This window comes from Cohnella zeiphila, from assembly GCF_014212055.1.
Classification (GTDB): domain Bacteria; phylum Bacillota; class Bacilli; order Paenibacillales; family Paenibacillaceae; genus Cohnella; species Cohnella zeiphila.
Window position 1 is genome coordinate 1 of sequence record NZ_JACJVO010000021.1, and the last position, 16,944, is coordinate 16,944.

General features: G+C 62.3%; 18 protein-coding genes. 15 read left to right on the forward strand and 3 right to left on the reverse strand.

Annotated elements, in window-relative coordinates:
* On the reverse strand, positions 1–498 hold a 498-nt coding region (locus tag H7C18_RS16725; protein ID WP_185127688.1), incomplete at its 3' end, for a transposase.
* A gap of 480 nt (positions 499–978) precedes the next feature.
* Here H7C18_RS16725 and H7C18_RS16730 point away from each other — a divergent pair.
* The 14 genes from H7C18_RS16730 (at position 979) to H7C18_RS16795 (ending at position 15,271) form a co-directional block, all read left to right on the forward strand.
* On the forward strand, positions 979–1,266 hold the full coding sequence (locus H7C18_RS16730) for a nucleoside-diphosphate sugar epimerase (protein ID WP_185130239.1): 288 nt from the start codon (positions 979–981) through the stop codon (positions 1,264–1,266).
* Between the two features lie 40 nt (positions 1,267–1,306).
* Positions 1,307–1,645 carry an alpha-helical endospore appendage domain-containing protein gene (locus H7C18_RS16735; protein WP_185130240.1) on the forward strand — a complete coding sequence of 113 codons (339 nt, stop codon included), beginning with the start codon at positions 1,307–1,309 and terminating at the stop codon, positions 1,643–1,645.
* Positions 1,642–1,956, forward strand: coding sequence for a hypothetical protein (locus H7C18_RS16740; RefSeq protein WP_185130241.1), 315 nt, complete (start codon positions 1,642–1,644; stop codon positions 1,954–1,956). The genes H7C18_RS16735 and H7C18_RS16740 overlap by 4 nt, the downstream gene beginning before the upstream one ends.
* Positions 1,957–2,373: 417 nt before the next feature.
* Positions 2,374–2,673, forward strand: coding sequence for a hypothetical protein (locus tag H7C18_RS16745; protein WP_185130242.1), 300 nt, complete (start codon positions 2,374–2,376; stop codon positions 2,671–2,673).
* A 268-nt stretch (positions 2,674–2,941) separates the two neighbouring features.
* Positions 2,942–4,105, forward strand: coding sequence for a CgeB family protein (locus tag H7C18_RS16750; protein ID WP_185130243.1), 1,164 nt, complete (start codon positions 2,942–2,944; stop codon positions 4,103–4,105).
* Positions 4,106–4,136: 31 nt separating this feature from the next.
* Positions 4,137–5,270, forward strand: coding sequence for a CgeB family protein (locus tag H7C18_RS16755; RefSeq protein WP_238357755.1), 1,134 nt, complete (start codon positions 4,137–4,139; stop codon positions 5,268–5,270).
* Positions 5,271–5,356: 86 nt separating this feature from the next.
* Positions 5,357–6,967 carry a glycosyltransferase family 4 protein gene (locus tag H7C18_RS16760; protein ID WP_185130244.1) on the forward strand — a complete coding sequence of 537 codons (1,611 nt, stop codon included), beginning with the start codon at positions 5,357–5,359 and terminating at the stop codon, positions 6,965–6,967.
* Positions 6,968–6,971: 4 nt separating this feature from the next.
* Positions 6,972–8,060, forward strand: coding sequence for a non-hydrolyzing UDP-N-acetylglucosamine 2-epimerase (gene wecB / locus H7C18_RS16765; RefSeq protein WP_185130245.1), 1,089 nt, complete (start codon positions 6,972–6,974; stop codon positions 8,058–8,060).
* Positions 8,053–9,036: a polysaccharide biosynthesis protein gene (locus H7C18_RS16770; RefSeq protein ID WP_185130246.1), complete on the forward strand. Its 984-nt coding sequence runs from the start codon at positions 8,053–8,055 to the stop codon at positions 9,034–9,036. Before wecB ends, H7C18_RS16770 begins: the two co-directional genes overlap by 8 nt.
* Positions 9,033–9,902, forward strand: coding sequence for a dTDP-4-dehydrorhamnose reductase family protein (locus H7C18_RS16775; protein ID WP_185130247.1), 870 nt, complete (start codon positions 9,033–9,035; stop codon positions 9,900–9,902). The genes H7C18_RS16770 and H7C18_RS16775 overlap by 4 nt, the downstream gene beginning before the upstream one ends.
* Positions 9,893–10,861, forward strand: a complete 969-nt coding sequence (locus H7C18_RS16780; protein WP_238357756.1) for an NAD-dependent epimerase/dehydratase family protein — start codon at positions 9,893–9,895, stop codon at positions 10,859–10,861. Before H7C18_RS16775 ends, H7C18_RS16780 begins: the two co-directional genes overlap by 10 nt.
* Entirely contained in the window at positions 10,858–11,637 is a 780-nt protein-coding gene (locus tag H7C18_RS16785) for a glycosyltransferase (protein ID WP_185130248.1), read from the forward strand. Before H7C18_RS16780 ends, H7C18_RS16785 begins: the two co-directional genes overlap by 4 nt.
* Positions 11,638–11,825: 188 nt before the next feature.
* Positions 11,826–13,331 carry a bacteriocin maturation protein gene (locus tag H7C18_RS16790; RefSeq protein WP_185130249.1) on the forward strand — a complete coding sequence of 502 codons (1,506 nt, stop codon included), beginning with the start codon at positions 11,826–11,828 and terminating at the stop codon, positions 13,329–13,331.
* Positions 13,328–15,271 carry a TOMM precursor leader peptide-binding protein gene (locus H7C18_RS16795; protein ID WP_185130250.1) on the forward strand — a complete coding sequence of 648 codons (1,944 nt, stop codon included), beginning with the start codon at positions 13,328–13,330 and terminating at the stop codon, positions 15,269–15,271. The genes H7C18_RS16790 and H7C18_RS16795 overlap by 4 nt, the downstream gene beginning before the upstream one ends.
* 30 nt (positions 15,272–15,301) lie before the next feature.
* Here the strand turns inward: H7C18_RS16795 and H7C18_RS16800 are convergent, their stop codons facing one another.
* Together H7C18_RS16800 and H7C18_RS16805 are read right to left on the reverse strand one after the other, a co-directional pair.
* A complete protein-coding gene (locus H7C18_RS16800; RefSeq protein WP_185130251.1) occupies positions 15,302–15,733 on the reverse strand; it encodes a hypothetical protein in 432 nt (143 codons plus the stop codon).
* A 223-nt stretch (positions 15,734–15,956) separates the two neighbouring features.
* The gene (locus tag H7C18_RS16805; RefSeq protein ID WP_185130252.1) at positions 15,957–16,070 is read right to left on the reverse strand and encodes a YjcZ family sporulation protein; all 114 of its coding nucleotides are present in this window, start codon (positions 16,068–16,070) and stop codon (positions 15,957–15,959) included.
* A 132-nt stretch (positions 16,071–16,202) separates the two neighbouring features.
* On the opposite strand from H7C18_RS16805, the gene H7C18_RS16810 reads away from it, so the two are divergent.
* Positions 16,203–16,916: a methyltransferase domain-containing protein gene (locus H7C18_RS16810; protein ID WP_185130253.1), complete on the forward strand. Its 714-nt coding sequence runs from the start codon at positions 16,203–16,205 to the stop codon at positions 16,914–16,916.
* Positions 16,917–16,944: the final 28 nt, after the last annotated feature.

Sequence of the window (16,944 nt, forward strand, 5' to 3'; positions counted from 1 at the left end):
CGATGCGCCGATGAGCACCGACTGCTCCTGCGGCTGCCACTCCAACGTCGGCGTAGCGCGATGTATGATGGCGGCATCCTGGATGCGGACCCATCCTTCGAGCAGCTCGCCGGCCTCGGCGTGACTCATGGCATGACGCAGCTTGTGGCAGATGCTCCAAGCCGTCTTATAGGTAACGCCAATCTCCTCCGACAGTTGCAGGGCGTTGACGCCGCCGGGGCGGCTGTGAAGATAGATGGCTTGAAACCACAGACGCAACGGCGTGCGGGTGCCCTGAAATACCGTGCCGGCAATCAGCGAAGTTTGCTTTCGGCAGCGGGAGCATTCGTAAAGCGGCAAAGACCGGGTCGAGATGAGGGAATAGGAAGAGCGGCCGCAGCGAGGGCACCGGAAGCCGTCCGGCCACCTGGCGTCGAACAAAACGCGAATGCAAGCTTCTTCGTCCTGCAGAAGCCGTTGCACCTGATCGAAAGAGAGCGAACCGTCGAACATCCCCATCACCTCGAGCGTATTATTTTTCTACGACCATTATACCGAACATAAGTTCTCAAATCAATAAAAAATATCCAACTAGTTCCTGATTGAAGGGGATAACCTTAGCCCAAGCCAGGCGTGGCGTTCCGGGGGCGAGATTTTTCTTCAAAAGGCGCCGATTATCGCGAGAGCGGGCATATGAGGAAAGCCGGACCTGTTCCTGAGGGACGGGGATTTCGAAGCAAAGGGGAATGGGAAGTGAACGGGAACGCCGGACCTGAGGGAAGGAAATTCCGACGTTAAGGAGTAAAAAGAGACGATCGAGGGCGAACGGCCTGAGCGAAAGGGATGCCGCCGATTAAATGTCGGATTGGGAAGCGATGCTCCTTCCAAGCGAGACGACTTGCGGCCTGTGGCAAGCGCCGTCCCGCGGCATATGCTGTAGAGACCGGGCTGGCGCGCAAAAGAAGCGCCGTATTTTCTGATGAATGGGGGGCCGCCTGCGTGCAGGAATTGATGACGGAGATTGTGGTTCACTTGTCGCATTCGCACCAGCAGATGGCGCGGATTCTGGACGCGAAACGGCATGTCGCCGTAAGAATGGCGCAGTTGATCGAATTGCTCCCGGATGAGCACCCGCAGCTGAACGGGCTGGAGGGGCTGGTCGACAGTTCGTCCCAGGTGACCAAAAGCGTCATCGCTTACGTGAACAGTCTGGCCGACTTTCAGGAAGCGATGGCGGACAGCCTGACGCAAATCGTGAAGGCCGTCGGGGATTCGGACGAGGAGTAATCGCGCTACCGGAGCGGCCGGGGAAGGAGGGACAACCTGAATGAATCGCGAGCAGGCGTATCATCTGACATTGGACGCCTTGGCAAAGCTGCAGTGGAACGTGGCGATGATCCTGGAAGCCAAAGCGACCGAAGCGGAAAAGGTGAGAAATTGGCTGCTCACCCATATGACCAAAGACACGTACACGGTCCATTCCGATCAACTCTCGACGTCGTTGCAATTTCACGAGCACAACGTGGATTTGATTGACGGCTTGACGAAGCTGTGCAACGGATTGAACCGGAACATGAAGGCGATTCTCGAACCGGAAGAAGAGGAATCCGGAGGAGGCATGGCTTCGCTGCTTAACGGTTTCGGGGCGGACGAAGAGGATTCATGAACCCGCTGGCCAGAGAATGGGAATTGAAGCTGAACCTGCTTCACGCGATTACGAAAAGCCAGGAAGCGCTCGCCCGCATTCTGGAGAGCGTGGCGGACGTCACGGAACCGGGCATTCCCGCCGCCGCTGCCATGCGCGATCACGTCAGGGTTCTGTCGAATTTGCAGTCCGCCCTGTCCCGGGCAGTGACGGGAACCGGCTGGCAGTCGCCGCGAATCGGGGACCCGCTTCCCCCGTGGCTGTCGGATCAGGTATGCCGGGCGGACCTCCCGGCCGGAGAGAAAGCGGCGGAGGAGGTGGGAACGTGTTGAGAACGAGGCGAAGGGCTGGACTGCGCCGGAAAGCGGGACTGCGCCGGAGAGCGGGACCGGCGGCCGGAGGCAGGTTGCGGCGAAGGATCAGACCGCGCGCCGGAATCAAACCGCGCCCCCGGGAGAGGCCGCGTCCCAGGGGAAGACGCGGTGCCGGCAGACGGCGCCCGGGCTCCGGGGAAGGAATCAACAGGCTTCAGCAAGCATACAACGAAGGATACAATATCGGCTTCGCCAAAGGCTTCGAGGACGGGCACCAATTGGCATACGAGCAGGAAATTTGACTGCCGGGAACGGGACAAACGCACGGCAATTGGGCGCGACGGAGACGGTTAAAATGCAATCTGCCGGGGACAGGAGCGGACGGGGCGCATATGCTGTATCGGATCGATGGAGCTTGAGGAGGAGAGGCCCGAAATGAAGCGGAAGAAACGTGTCGCGCGTCCGCTGTTAGGCAAAAAACGCTCGGTCCGCCGGTTGCGCAAACGGACGACCGGCCTGAGAAAAGTCGGCAAAACGCGGAAAGTCGGCAAAACCGGAACGAACCGTAGGACGGTCAAGAGAGTCGGCCGCGTCAGGCGCGGGCGCCGGGTTCGCGGAAGAATCCGGACCGGCCCTCCCGGAACCTACGGCCAAGGGTTCGAAGCCGCGTATCAGCAAGGCTACGATTCGGGCTTCGCCCAAGGGCTGCAGGACGGGAAAAAGCTGACGTTCTGACGCTCTGCGCCCGGCCGTCGGCGGCAAGCGGCCGGATGAATCGCAACCGCTCCATTGGATTGCCTGCATGACAGCCAACCGGCGCAGAGGCCGGTTGGCTGTTTTGTCGAAGGGAGGTCCACGGCCGAATTCCCGCTTTTTCCGCGCCGAAGGCTTCTGCCTCCGGCCAGAAGCGGACGGGCTATCCGGCAATAATGCGCATTTGCGGACGGGTAAGTATCCATGTCCATTAGACCAGCAGGGCATATATTGAATCTGGGTGATGTCAATGCGATACAGGAGCCGGAAAATTCGGCAACGAAGCCGCCGACGCTCCGGGAGACGCCATCGCGGCCGGAATCCGGTCCGGCAGCGGGCGGCGATCCGGAGCGGCCCCGGATTTCAAACCGGTTGGGCGGAAGGATGGAGGCTGGGGGCCTGCCAAGGGGTCATCCAGCAAACGCCGGCCCTGTCCGTCGCGCGAAGCCCCTTGCGCATTCTGTACGTTCCGCAAGGGTTCCACGCCATCGACGATGGGGTGATCTCGGCTCTGGAGTCGTCCTCGGCGCAAGTGATCGTGGCCCCGGCCGCTCAGACGAGGCAACTGGCAGAGCAGCATCGGCCGGATGCCGTGCTGGTCATGAACGGCTTGCACGTATTTCCGGGGGATCATCCGGAGCAGATCAGAGCCGTTCGCGCAATGGGAATTCCGACAGCGATCTGGTTCGTCGACGACCCGTACGTCACCGACGAAACGCCCGGCGTTGCCGCAAATTACGACATCGTGTTCACGCATGAAAGGTCGTGTCTTCCTCTTTACCAGCAAGTATGCCCGCAAGTGCATCACTTGCCGCTGGCCGTCAATCCCCGGGTATTCCAGCCGATGCGGGTGCCGCCCGAATATCAGAGCGATATCTGCTTTATCGGCGTCGCGTTCTGGAATCGGGTCCGCCTGTTCGACGAGCTGGCGACTTACCTGCAAGACAAGAAGGTGTTCATTGCCGGAAGCCATTGGGACCGGATGACCCGTTACCCGGATCTGGCGCGTTTCATCCGAAGCGAGTGGATCGAAGTGCCGGAGACGGTCAAGTATTACAACGGCGCGAAGATCGTCATCAATCTTCACCGGACGACGGAAGCGGGTTCCGACAACCGGAACAGCCGCAACATCGGAGCGGTGTCGATCAACCCGCGCACGTATGAGATCGCGGCTTGCGGGACGTTGCAGTTGACCGATATGCGCGCCGAGCTGCCGGAGCACTACGAGATCGGTTCGGAGATTGCGGCGTTCAATTCGGCGGCGGATTTGATGGCGAAGATCGACTTCTATTTGAACAACGAGGCGGAGAGAGTGAAAGTGGCCGCCAGAAGCTTCCGCAGAACGTTCCAGAACCATACGTTCGACCGGCGGATCGGCCGCTTGCTTGAGGTTCTCGAGAGCAATCGGAGGTAGCGACACCATTACATTAAGGAGGTTGGTCGGATTGACAGCGGTCAAAAAAATCAACAGGCCCGGCAGACGGGCTCCCGTGGAAACTCCGTATCAAACGGGGCACAAGCATGGACTGGAGTTAGGTAGGAAGCACGGCCATTGGCAAGGATTGTGCGAGGCGGTGATCCAATCCATCCCCTCTCCCGGAGAGCGCCGTCCGATCCATGTCATGTTCGTCAGGACGGGCAAAGGATACCCTTACACCCCCCTGGACGATGGAATCGCCGCCACGCTCGGCGAAATGGTGGAGAGGGTGACCGTCGTCGGGCCGTACGACGATGTCGTTGGGCTGGCGGCAGTGGAACGGCCCGATCTGGTGCTCTCTCTGGACGGAATGGAGTTCGGCACCGATCAGGTACAGCAGATTCGCAGCCTCGGCATCCGGACCTCGATCTGGTTTACCGACGATCCCTACTATACCGACGTTACCTCCACCATCGCGCCGCTTTACGAGAACGTGTTTACGCTGGAGCGCAACTGCGTTCCGTTCTATCAGAATCTTGGATGCGCCCGCGTGCACAACGTGTCGCTCGGCGTATATCCCGGTGCCTACCGTCCGCGTAATCCGCGCCGCGAGATAAGGGGCGACGTCTGCTTTATCGGATCGGCCTACTGGAATCGCGTCGGCGTGTTCCATTCGGCCCTGCCGCTGCTGGAAGGCCGCAAATTCCGGATTTCCGGCCTGTGGTGGGACCGCCTTCCGGATTTCGCCAGATGGCAGGACCGGATCGAGGTCGGCCGTTGGATGGAGCCGCTCGAAACGTCGGAGCAGTATAACGCGCACAGCATCTCGGTCAATATTCATCGTTCCCATGACGACGAAACGTTCAACCAGAATATGGCGAACATCACCGCCGCCTCTCCGAATCCCCGGACTTTCGAAATATCCGCCTGCGGCACGCTGCAAATCGTCGACGAGCGCGAGGACATCGCGCAGTATTACACGCCGGGCCGCGAGATTGTCACGTTCAGCTCGCCCGAGGACCTGGCCGCCAAAGTAAACTACTACCTCGAGAATGAGGAAGAAAGGCAAGCGATCGCCCTGCGCGCGTTGCATCGTACCATGAGAGACCATACGTTCGCTTCCCGTCTGCATCAAATTCTGGATCTGTCTTTCGCGCCCTGACCGGCCGCTTCCATCGAAGACGAAGATAGCTTCGGAAAAGGGAAGGAGGCGAATCGCACCGTGCGGATGACCGGTCAACTTCCGAAATGACGGGCGCAAAGCCCAAGCTGCTGCTGTTCTCCCACATCTGCAGCCCGATTTACGTGACGGGGGCGGAGAAGCTTCTGCTCTCGTTCGCCAAGGAGCTGAACCGCAGCTTCGATTGCGTTCTGGTCGTGCCCCGTGAAGGAGCCATCGCGCAAGCGGCTCGCCAGTTCGGCATTCCGGTCGAGACGCTTGACCTTCCGCTCTGTATCGCGTTGTACGTGGCGCTTCCCCATCTGGAGAACGAGCTGAACGATTTGATTCAGAGCCATGCTTGGGCGCCGCTTGTCGAGCTGCTCATGAGGCATCGTCCAGCCTACGTATGGGCGAACACATGCGTTCATCCGCTGCCGGCCATCGCCGCCGGGGCTCTCGGCATTCCCGTCATCTGGGCGCTCATGGAGACGATCAACCCGAACTCCCATCGCGCCCATGCGGCCGGGGTGATCGAAACGAACAGCGACCGGATCGTCGGCATCTCGCGGACGGTGCTGGAGCCGCTTCAGGGAGTCGCGACCCCCGGGAAGATGCTCGTGCTGCCTCCGTTCATCAACCGCGACGAGCTTCTCCCCGATACTTGGGAAGCGCATCGGCAGCGGCACCGCCGCAGTCACGGCTGGGGAGAGCACCACCGCGTGGCCGGATACATCGCATCTACCATTTACCCGAACAAGGGCTTGAAGGAGTTCGTGGAAGCCGTTCTGCCGATCGCGGCGGCGGACTCCCGCGTTCGCCTGCTAATCGTCGGCAACTCGTCGGACGACGAATATACCGCTTCCTGCCGGCAGCTGATCCGCAAGGCCGGGCTGGAAGACCGGGCGGCTTGGGTCCGTTTCGCCGAACGGATCGAAGCCGTCTATCCGGCGATGGATGTCGTCATCGTGCCGAGCTTGCTGAAGGAAGGCTTCGGGATGGCCGCGCTGGAAGGGATGACCTTCGGCAAGCCGGTCATCTCCTTCGCTTCCGGCGGCCTCTCGGAGATACACGAAGCGACGGGCAGCACGGAATACTTGGTCGCCCCGGGCGACGTGCCGGGCCTGAGGCGACTGGCCCAGGCACTGCTGTCCGATGACGGGCTGCGCGCCGAGACGGGTCGGCGCAACGAGATGGCGGCCCGGCTGAGCTTCGGCATCGATGCGTTCCGCGGCCGGCTGGACGCCTTTATCGGCCAGCTTCCGCCCCCCTCCGACGGGCAGCTCTTTTCTTCAGGGCTGGTACGGGGAAGCGATCCTTCCGTCTACTGGATCGAACAGGCGAAGAAGCGTCCTTTTCCTTCCGACGAGCATCTTAGGCAGCACGGGTTTCGCTTCGAAGACATCATGACGATACCGGACGAGAGGCTGAGGAAGTTTCCAAACGGCACGCCGATGTTCTTCGTAGGCGAGATGCAGCAGCCCCCGTCCGGGCCGCCGGCCGGAGCGCCGCCGGCGAAAGGCCGAAGCACCCGCCGGCGGCGCCGAGCCAGTCGCTCGGAAAGGACAAGAGCCCGTTTGTCCAGAGGCCGGAAGAAAGCCCGCACCCGGAGCCGCGCGAAGCCGCGGGCCCGGCCGGGCAGGCGGATGCGCAGGGCAGGCCGGCGCCGGCGGGCAGGCGCCAAACGCTTGAGGAGGTGAGGACGTGAAAGTGGTCACGCTGCTCGGCACCAGGCCCGAGCTCATTCGGCTCAGTCTGCTCATCCGAATGTTGGACGAGTGGGCGACGCGCCATGTCATGGTGCATACCGGACAAAATTTCGACTGGCGGCTCAGCGGCGTTTTCTATGAGGAGCTGGGAATCCGTCCTCCCGACGTGCAGATCGATGCCCGCAAGACGACGATTGGCGGCCAATTGGCCGCCATCTTCGGCACCGTCGAGGAAGTGCTTCTGCGAGAGAAGCCCGACCGGGTGCTCGTGCTGGGCGACACGAACAGCGCGCTGTGCGCCGTCTTGGCGGAGAGGATGGGCATTCCCGTCGTCCACATGGAAGCCGGCAACCGCTGCTACGATCTTCAGGTCCCGGAAGAGAAGAACCGGCGGGTCATCGACGCCGTCTCGACCTGGAACCTTCCCTATACCGAGAACAGCAAGATGAACCTGCTACGGGAAGGCTTTCCCGTTCAGCGGATTTTCCGGTCGGGAAATCCGATCTTCGAGGTGCTGGAGCATTACCGAGAGCAGATCGCAGCCAGCGACGTTCTGGAACGGCTCAAGCTGGCTCCGAGTGAGTATCTGCTGGCGACGATCCACCGGGCCGAGAACGTCGACGTTCCGGAACATCTGGCCGGCATTCTGGAGGGGCTGAACCGGACGGCCCGGCAGACCGGGCTGCGGATCGTGTGCAGCCTTCATCCCCGCACGCGCTCCCGGCTGCGGAAGGACGGAATGCCGATTCATCCGCTGGTGGAATTTTACGAGCCTTTCGGCTTTTTCGATTTCGTATCGCTGGAGAAAAACGCCAAATGCGTATTGACGGACAGCGGAACGGTACAGGAAGAATGCTGCATCTTCCAGGTTCCGACCGTCACGGTTCGCCTGACGACGGAACGGCCGGAAACGGTCGATTGCGGGAGCAACGTCGTCTGCGGCTTGTCGCCGGAACGAATCGCCGACGCCGTCCGCGTGATGACGTCGGCGCAGGGCGGCTGGACGCCTCCCGATGGGTACACGGAAGAGGGCGTCGCCCGGAAGGTAGCCAAATTTCTTCTTGGAGGGAACTTCCATGTTTGAAGGCAAACGAATTCTGGTGACCGGGGGAACCGGTTCCTGGGGGTATGAACTGGTACGTCAACTGCTGCCGTTAAATCCGGCGGAGATTATCGTCTACTCGCGCAATGAGTCGAGCCAGGTGGCGATGAGCCGAACGTTCGAGGATCGCCGCATCAGCTTCTGCATCGGAGACGTCCGCGACCGCGCGGCGCTCATCAAAGCATGCGAAGGCGTCGATTTGGTGTTCCATCTGGCGGCGCTCAAGCATGTGCCGGTGTGCGAGGAGCAGCCGTACGAGGCGCTCAAGACGAACGTGATCGGCACGCAGAACGTGATCGAAGCGGCCATCGAGAACAAGGTGGAGCGGGTTATCAACATTTCCACCGACAAGGCGGCCAATCCTTCAAACTTCTACGGCATGACCAAGGCGATCGGCGAGAAGCTGATCGTTTACGCGAACCTGCTGCGTTCCGACACGAAGTTCGTCTGCGTGCGCGGCGGCAACGTGCTCGGAACGAACGGCAGCGTCATTCATCTGTTCATGAACCAGATCGCGCACAAAAACCAGTTGAGCCTGACGCACCGGAATATGACCCGTTTCTTCCTGACCCTGGAAGATGCGATCCGGCTGCTGTTCAAAGCGACGGTCGAAAGCGCCGGGGGCGAGATCTTCGTCATGACGATGCCGACATGCCGGATCATCGACCTGGCCGACGTTCTCATGGAAGCGATGGGCAAGCACGTCGATATCGTGGAGACCGGCGTTCGCCCCGGCGAGAAAATCCACGAGATTCTGCTGACGGAGTACGAGAGCCAAAGCACGGTCGTTTACGACGATCAGTACCTGGTCATTCTTCCGACGCTTGAAATTCCGGGGCTGAAGGAATGCTACTCGTCTTACCCGCAAGTTCATTTCGACAGCTTCAGCTCCAGCCAATCGCTTATGTCCAAGGAAGAGATTCGGGAGATGCTCGTGCGGGGAGGATTTCTTTCATGAAGATCCTGCTGCTCGGAGGCAACGGAATGGCCGGCCACTTGCTGGCCGACTATTTGCGCCTGGCGGCAGGGCACGAAGTGACGGCGACCGTACGGGACGCGCAGACAGGGGCCGCCTCCGGGCGGCCTTTCCCTGCCGAGGCCGGGTGCCGGATGCGGGCGCTGGACGCGCGGGATTTGGACGCGGTCGCGGCCGCCGTGCGGGAAGAGAAGCCGGACGTGATCGTAAACGCGGTCGGCGTGCTGAACAAAAACGCGGAGGATCGGCCGCTCGACGCCTACACGGTGAACGGTCTGCTTCCGCATTGGCTCGCGCACTGGGGAGAGATGACGGGCGCCCGGCTGATTCACATCAGCTCGGATTGCGTATTCTCGGGCGATCGGGGCGGATACGGAGAGGAGGAGCTTCCGGACGGAACGACCGTCTATGCGAAGAGCAAAGCGCTCGGCGAGGTAAGGGACCGGCGCCATCTGACGATCCGCACCTCGATTATCGGCCCCGAGATCCGCGGCCGCGGCATCGGGCTGCTGAAATGGTTCCTGGGGCAGACGGGACCCGTTCCCGGATACGCCAACGTGTGGTGGAACGGCGTGACGACGCTGGAGCTGGCCAAGGCGATCGCGTATGCGATCGATCATCCGGAGTTCGGCGGGCTTATTCACCTGACGGCTCCGGAGACGATCAGCAAGCTCGAGCTGCTGAAGCTGATCCGGACCGTTTACAATCGCGTCGACATTACGGTCGTTCCGGCCATGGAGCCGGTCATCGACCGAACCCTGCTTCCGACGTCCAGCGGGTTCGGCTACCTGCCGCCGGACTATGAGACGATGTTGAGAGAGATGCGGGAGCGATCTTCATGGGGATGACAAGAATCCTGATCACCGGGGCTTCGGGCTTTACCGGCCGGCATGCGTGCGCGCGATTCGCCGCCTCCGGCTGGGAGGTCGTCGCCGTAACGTCAGGCCGCTCCGGCGATGCGACCGAAGCGGAGGCGGCTTCGCCGCCGGCCGCAGGTCCCGGCGGAGCCGTCGAATGGCGCCGCTGCGACCTCACGGACCGGGAGCAAGTCCGCAGGCTCTGCCTGGAGACTTCCCCCCATGCGCTGCTGCATCTGGCGGGCCAGAACGCGGTCGACCGTTCCTGGCAGGATCCGGTGCAGACGGTATCGGCCAACGCGATGGCGACGATGCACTTGCTGGAGGCCATGCGGGAGAACGGCGGAGACGGCCGTATGCTCGTCGTCGGCTCCATGCTGGGCAGCCTCTCGGGAGGAACGGCTCACCCGTACGCCTTCAGCAAGAAGCTTCAAGTGACCTCGGCGCTGGCTTGGCACCGTTGGTACGGGCTGCAGGTGCTCGTCGCCGAACCGTCCAATCTCGTCGGTCCCGGACGAAGCGGCGGCCTCTGCGGCAAGCTCGCCCGCTGGACCGCGGAAGCCGAGCGGAGCGGCGGGATCTTCTCTCCCGCCAGGGTCCGGCCGTTCCGCTTGTCCTCCTTGCGGGAGCAGCGGGATTATCTCGACGTTCGCGATGCGGTGGACGCTTACGAGACGCTGCTGCGAGCCGGAGAGGCGGGAAGCACGTATGCCCTGGAGTCCGGCCGGATGAGATCGATCGGAGAGATCAAGGAACAGTTCGAGCGCCTCTCCGGCGTGCGTCTCGACTGGGAGATCGGCGATGCGGACTCGCCGTCGCCGGAACCGAGAGACGCGACGGCGATCCGCGCCTTGGGATGGCAGCCCCGGATTCCGTTCGAACGCTCTCTATCGGAGGCGCTGGAGGAAGAGCGCGCCATTGCCGGACGGAGGAAGGGGACGGCAGGATGAGCGGCGGCAGGCCCAAAATAAGCGTCGTCGTCCCTTTCTACGACGACCCTTATATCGGCGAAGCGCTGGACAGCGTGCTTCTCCAGACCTACAGCGGAAGCGTCGAGCTGATCGTTGTCGACGACGGCTCGACGCGGGAGAGCTGGCGCTTGCGCTCTTATGCGTCCAAGGCGGTTATCGCGGAGAAGCCGAACGGAGGCACCGCCAGCGCGCTCAACCTCGGTTTTGGCCGCGCGTCGGGCGATTACGTCGCTTGGCTCAGCTCGGACGACCGGTTCCTGCCCCGAAAGCTCGAAGAGCAGCTTCGGTTCATGGAATCGACGGGCGCCTGGGTAAGCCATACCGCGTTTCGGGAGATCGATGAGCGGGGCCGGAGGAACGGGGCCCCCGTGTATGCCCGTTTCGACGGCATGTCGAGGTTCTGCGAATCGTTCCTCACAGGCAACGTGGTGAACGGCTGCACGGTGATGATGAGAAGAGAACTGTTCGACCGGCTGGGCGGCTTCGACGAGGCGCTTCCCTACACGCACGACTACGATTTCTGGGTACGTTGCTTGCTGGCCGGCTACCCGATCTCTTACCTGGATCGGCCTCTCACCGAGTATCGCCGTCACCCGCGTATGGGGTCTGTGCGGTACCGGGATGCGATTGAGCGGGAATTCCGCGCCGTGCTGGCCAGCTATCACCCGCGCCTGCAGCGGCTGCTTCAGGCCATGACACCTCCTTCCTCGCGTCCTCCGGGCGACGGGAGCGAAGCGGCTTGGCGAAGCGGATGAGCACGGCACCGGCAGGCCGGGGCCTGAGGAGTCGAACGCGGACAGGGCGGATTCGGACGCTGGGGAACCTGGCGCCGGATCTGCCCTTGCGATACATATGGATATTTTTTGAATATCGATCATAAGGTAGTAACCGATCTAGGGCCGGCGCCGGTCGGGAGCGCCGGCAAGGACGGTGAGCGAAAGAAATGGAATCCCGCGAATACGGCATGGGCGTGACGGCCGGAGCTGCGCGCGTTCTGCTCGTCGGCACCGGCCCGCTGCTGGCGTCGTTGGCTGCGGCGTTGGATGCATCCGGATTTGCCGACGTTCAGGTACGGCTAACCGCTTCCTCATCGGGAGAGGCCGAGCCGTCCTGGAGGGAAAGTCTCGGATGGGCTCAATGGGTATGGTTCGGTTCGTGCGAAGAAGATCGCGAAGAGCTGCTGATGCTGGAAGAAGAATGCCGGCGAGCGGGGAAGCCGCTGCTTCCCGCTCTTATCGTTCGCGGCACGGGGATGGCGGGACCGCTTGGCGATCCGAGCTCCGGAGCCGGCTGGGAGGCCGTGCGGCGGCGCGTTCATCGCACGGCGCTGAGCGAAGGCGGAGCGCCTCGCGCCGACTCGTTCGCGGAAGCGATGCTGGCCAACGTACTCGTGTCGGAGTGGCTCAAAGAGGTGGCGGAAGGCGGCCGGTCGACTTTGCGGGACCACGTCTATCTTCTTGATCTGGAGACGCTGGAAGGACGCTGTCATCCGTTCGCGTCCCCGGCTTCCGGCGGCAGGCGTTTTTCTCCGCAACCGCTGGAACCCGGTCTGTTGCTGCAGCCGGCTTCGGGCGATGAGGAAGAGCGCGACTTGTTTGTGGTTTTCGGCCGCCTGACGTCGCCGGTTTCGGGCATTTTCCGGCTTTGGGACGAAGGAGATTTGAGCCAGCTGCCGCTCTCGCAGTGCCGGGTCCAAACGATCGATCCTCTGTCGGAGGGCTTCGCCGAGCTGATGCCGCTTGCGGCATGCGCGGGGCTGACGCATCGGGAAGCCCGCAGGGAGGCCGGACTGGCCGGAATCGAGTCCTACACGGCTCGATTGGCGTCCTCGGCGGAGCTCGTGTCTCAGCCGGCAGAGTGGACGGGGATCGGAGCGGGAGGAACGGTGCCGGAAGCGTTCAACCGGGCGCTGCGGAATGGACTGGCCCGGTACATGGAGAAAAAGAAGCAACCGGCGAGCCGGCCCTCGCAAATACGGGAATGGAAGATCGGTGCCGTCCGCGACGCGCATTGCCGGTTTTATGGGCAGACGCTTGCCGTCATGGGCGGGACGCCAGCCGTGTTCGAAAGAGAAGATTGCCTCGGGTTTCCGTCGATATGGGTGCGGGCCGGGAGCCGCTGGTACGGAGGAACGGGATTGAACCGAACGCTGGCTCTCCGGATGGCGCTGCAGCGGGCCATTCAAGATGCTCAGCTCCGGGGCGCCGGGACGGTGACGGCCGAATGCGAAACCACGCCGGCGGATGGAGAAGGGGACGAGGACGAGGTTCCGTTGCTGGACGTAGAGGAGACGGAAGAGATGAATTCCGTTCGGCTGACGGCTTCCGCCTTGCGAATTTTAGATGCGAACCGCGTCCGCCTGTCGATCTTCGATCTGGCGGCGGAACCGTTTCTGAAGGAAGAATTCGGAGCGGTGCTCGGCTTGCTGCTGGAGGAGGGAACCGAATGAGCGCCGTCGCGATCGTCGGAGACGGGCAGCTCGCAGACTGCGCGGGCGAGAATTTGGCGGGCGAATGCGCCGTGATCCGGCTGACCGGATTCGAAGAAGGCGTTCCCCTTGAAGCGGATTTGATTCTTTTGCTGAAGGACGAGTGGCGTCCCGAGGAATACGAAGAGGCGGAACGGACGCTGAGGCAGGCCGGAGTCCCCTGGATCGGCGGCTACGTAGCGTTCGACAAAGGCGTAGTCGGTCCGCTCGTCACCCCCGGGAAGCCGGGGTGCTCCCAGTGCGCGGACGCGAGGCGACTGGCGGCGGGCCATGATTTCGGAGACAACCGGGAGCCGCTGATGAGCCTGTTCGCGCACGGCGTCGTGCCGCGAGACCCGGCGGCGTCGGATTGGGGAATTCTCCAGATGGGCTTCCTTGTCGCCAGAGAGGCGAGAAACGTGCTGACCGGCGCGCCCGCCCGAACGGACGAAGCCGTCTATCGCATCGATTTGAAGACATTGGAGAGCACGCGGCACCGGTTTCTGCCGAATCCGCAATGTCCTTATTGCGGCGGACTGCCGGAAGATTCCCCGGAAGGCGCGCGCATCGAGATGCAGCCGCGTCCAAAGCTCGATGCCGACTCCTATCGAGTTCGCCCGCTGGGCCGCGAACTGACCGACGCCTTGGCTGCCGATTACCTGGATGAGCGGACCGGCATTCTGAGAGGGAAATATCTCGACCTGGATTCTACGTTCGCCAACGTAAGCTTCTGGCAGCCGACCCTGACGGGGCCGGAATGGTCGGGGGGCCGCGGTCACAGCTACGAGCAAAGCGGCTATACGGCCATGCTGGAAGGGCTGGAGCGCTACTGCAGCCTGACGGCTCGCGGCAAGCGGACCGCGGTCGCCGGCAGCTACCGTCAGTTCGCCGATCGGGCGCTCGATCCCCGGAAGGCGGGCTTGTACGAAGCGGAGCAATACGAACAGCCGGACTTTCCGTACGAGCCGTTCGACGACGACCTCGTGCTGAACTGGGTCTGGGGGTATTCCTTTGGGAAGGGAAGGCCGATTCTCGTCCCCGAACAGCTCGCCTATTACACGGCAAGCGGCGGAGAAAGCTTCGTCATGGAGAGCTCGAACGGCTGCGCTCTCGGCTCAAGCCTGGAGGAAGCCATTTTCCACGGAATCCTGGAAGCGGCGGAACGGGATTCGTTCCTGATGACGTGGTACGCCCGGCTGCCGATTCCCCGGCTTGATCCGGAGTCCGCCGGCGACCCGGAGCTGTCCCATATGGTCAACCGCCTGCGCGCGACGGAAGGCTACGAGACGCTCTTATTCAACGCGACCACGGAAAACCGGATTCCGGCCGTGGTGGCGGTTCTTCGAAATACGAGACCGACGGGAGCGAACCTGGTCTGTTCGGCCGGGGCTCATCCGGACCCGGTTCGAGCCGCGAAAGGCGCCATCTGCGAGGCCGCCGGCCACGTCGGTTATCTCAGCGAGAGACTGAAGCGGGAACGAGACGAAATCGCCCTCATGCTCGATGACCCCTCGCTGGTCGGCACGATGGAAGACCATGCGGCGCTGTACAGCCATCCGCAAGCGGAGGAGCGGTTCGCATTTCTGCTGAAGTCGTCCGCGCCGCCTCGCGCCTTCGGGGAACAGTTCGAACGAAGGAAGCGCAGCGCCGATCTGACGGACGATCTGAAAAGCACGATCGCGGTATTCCGGGAATTGGGGCTGGACGTTATCGTCGTGGATCAGACCGCCCCGGAAATCGCCCGAATCGGATTGCATGTCGTCAAAGTGCTCATTCCCGGCCTGCTGCCGATGACGTTCGGACACCAGCTTCGCAGGTTGAACGGATTGGAACGGCTGTACCGGATCCCGACGGTTCTCGGCTTCGCGAAGCAGCCGTTGACGGCCGGGCGGCTCAATCCCTATCCGCATCCGTTTTTTTGAAACAGCCGGCCGCGGTCCGAAGAACGAGAGTCAGACTCTCCTGCCGACGAGCAGCGGCCGGATCGATTGCAGCATCCCGATGCCGAACCGGATGCCCGGCCAACCTTTTCCGAACATGCCCATAACCCCGTTCAGCCCCAAGGCGCCGATTCCGGCAGCCCCGATTCCCGGCCTCAGGCTTCCGAATCCCATGTTCCAGGAGAACGGATTGCGGCCTAAGCCTCCGCCGAGCCCGAGACCCGCCGTCAAAGGGAAAAAGCCGGCCACGCGCGCTTTGCCCGGGCGGCGGATCGGGATGCGTCCGGCGCCATGCCTGCTTTTCCGCCCGACGAACCGAATGCTGCCTCTCTCCACCTTTTCGATATAGCCTACGTAGCGGCTTCCGTTTTTCAGATCGATGCGCACCGGCTGCCCTATCCACTTTTCGACGTCGCGCCTTCCAAGCTTCATCTTCGCCGTCATAGAGAGACCGTCCCCTTCTTTCTTCGATGTTCGCGATTCGGTGCGCTTGCATTTCGTCACCCTCGGCATCGCCGGGCATACGATAACGCATAGGCTTCTGGCCCGATGCCGTTCCAACGTCACAAGGAAGCTGCCGCCGGTCTTCGAGACCGGCGACAGCTTTGCCGAACGGCGGCGGGCGTCGCGTCATGCCCGCCGATTCAAACCGGGGTATCATCGTTCCTTAGATCCCGAATCCGGCGCGGAGGATGATGACCAGGAGAATGAACAGCACCAGAACGAAGGCGGCGCCTCCGCCATAACCGGCGCAGCTGCAAGTGCCGGCAGCGTATGCCATGCTATCACCTCCTTTCGAGAGGGCGAGCGGCCCTGCATCTCTTGCCTAAGTAATTTATGGCGGCCGGCATCGAATCGCCTGTTCCTTCGCCTATTCCTTGAATTTTTACCGGAAAGGAGCTTCAGGACGTCCGTGGACTATCACGATCTCTTGGCTCGCGCAGGGGAAGGCAGCGCCCACCCCGGCGGCTTCGGGGCGACGAAGCGGCTGCTTCGCAGAATCAACCTGCCGGCCGGCAGCCGCGTGCTGGAAGTCGGCTGCGGAACCGGCAGAACGGCTTGTTACTTATCGGAGCTCGGCTACGACGTCATCGCCGTGGACCGCAACCCGCTCATGCTGGAGAAGGCAAGAAGACGGGCGCAAGGATCCGGGAGCCGAGCCCGCTTCGTTAACGGCGACGCGGCCTCGCTTCCGTTTCCCGATTCCGCGTTCGATATGGTGTTCGTGGAGTCCGTCAGCGCCTTCGTTCCGGGGGACCGCGCGTTTCGCGAATATTACCGCGTGTTGAAGCCGAACGGACGGCTGCTGGACCGGGAGCTGGCGTTCGTCCGGGCCGCGAATCCGGCCCGATGCCGCGATCTGGTCTCCTACTACGGATTGCGCCATTTGAAAACCGCGCGGGAATGGACGGCTTTGGCGAAAGAATGCCGATTCCGCAGCGTCAAGGCGACATCGCTTCGCACCGGCCTCGCGCCGACTCCCGCTTCGAATGCCGACCCGGGCCAGGATACGGATCCCGGGCTCTTGCAAGACCCCGACGCGGTCGACATGCTGTTCAAAAATTTTCGATTGATGAACAAATATCGCGGCAAAACGAATTCCGTCCTTATCTCTGCAATCAAGTAACGGCCGGGGAAAAAGAAGAGCTTCCCGG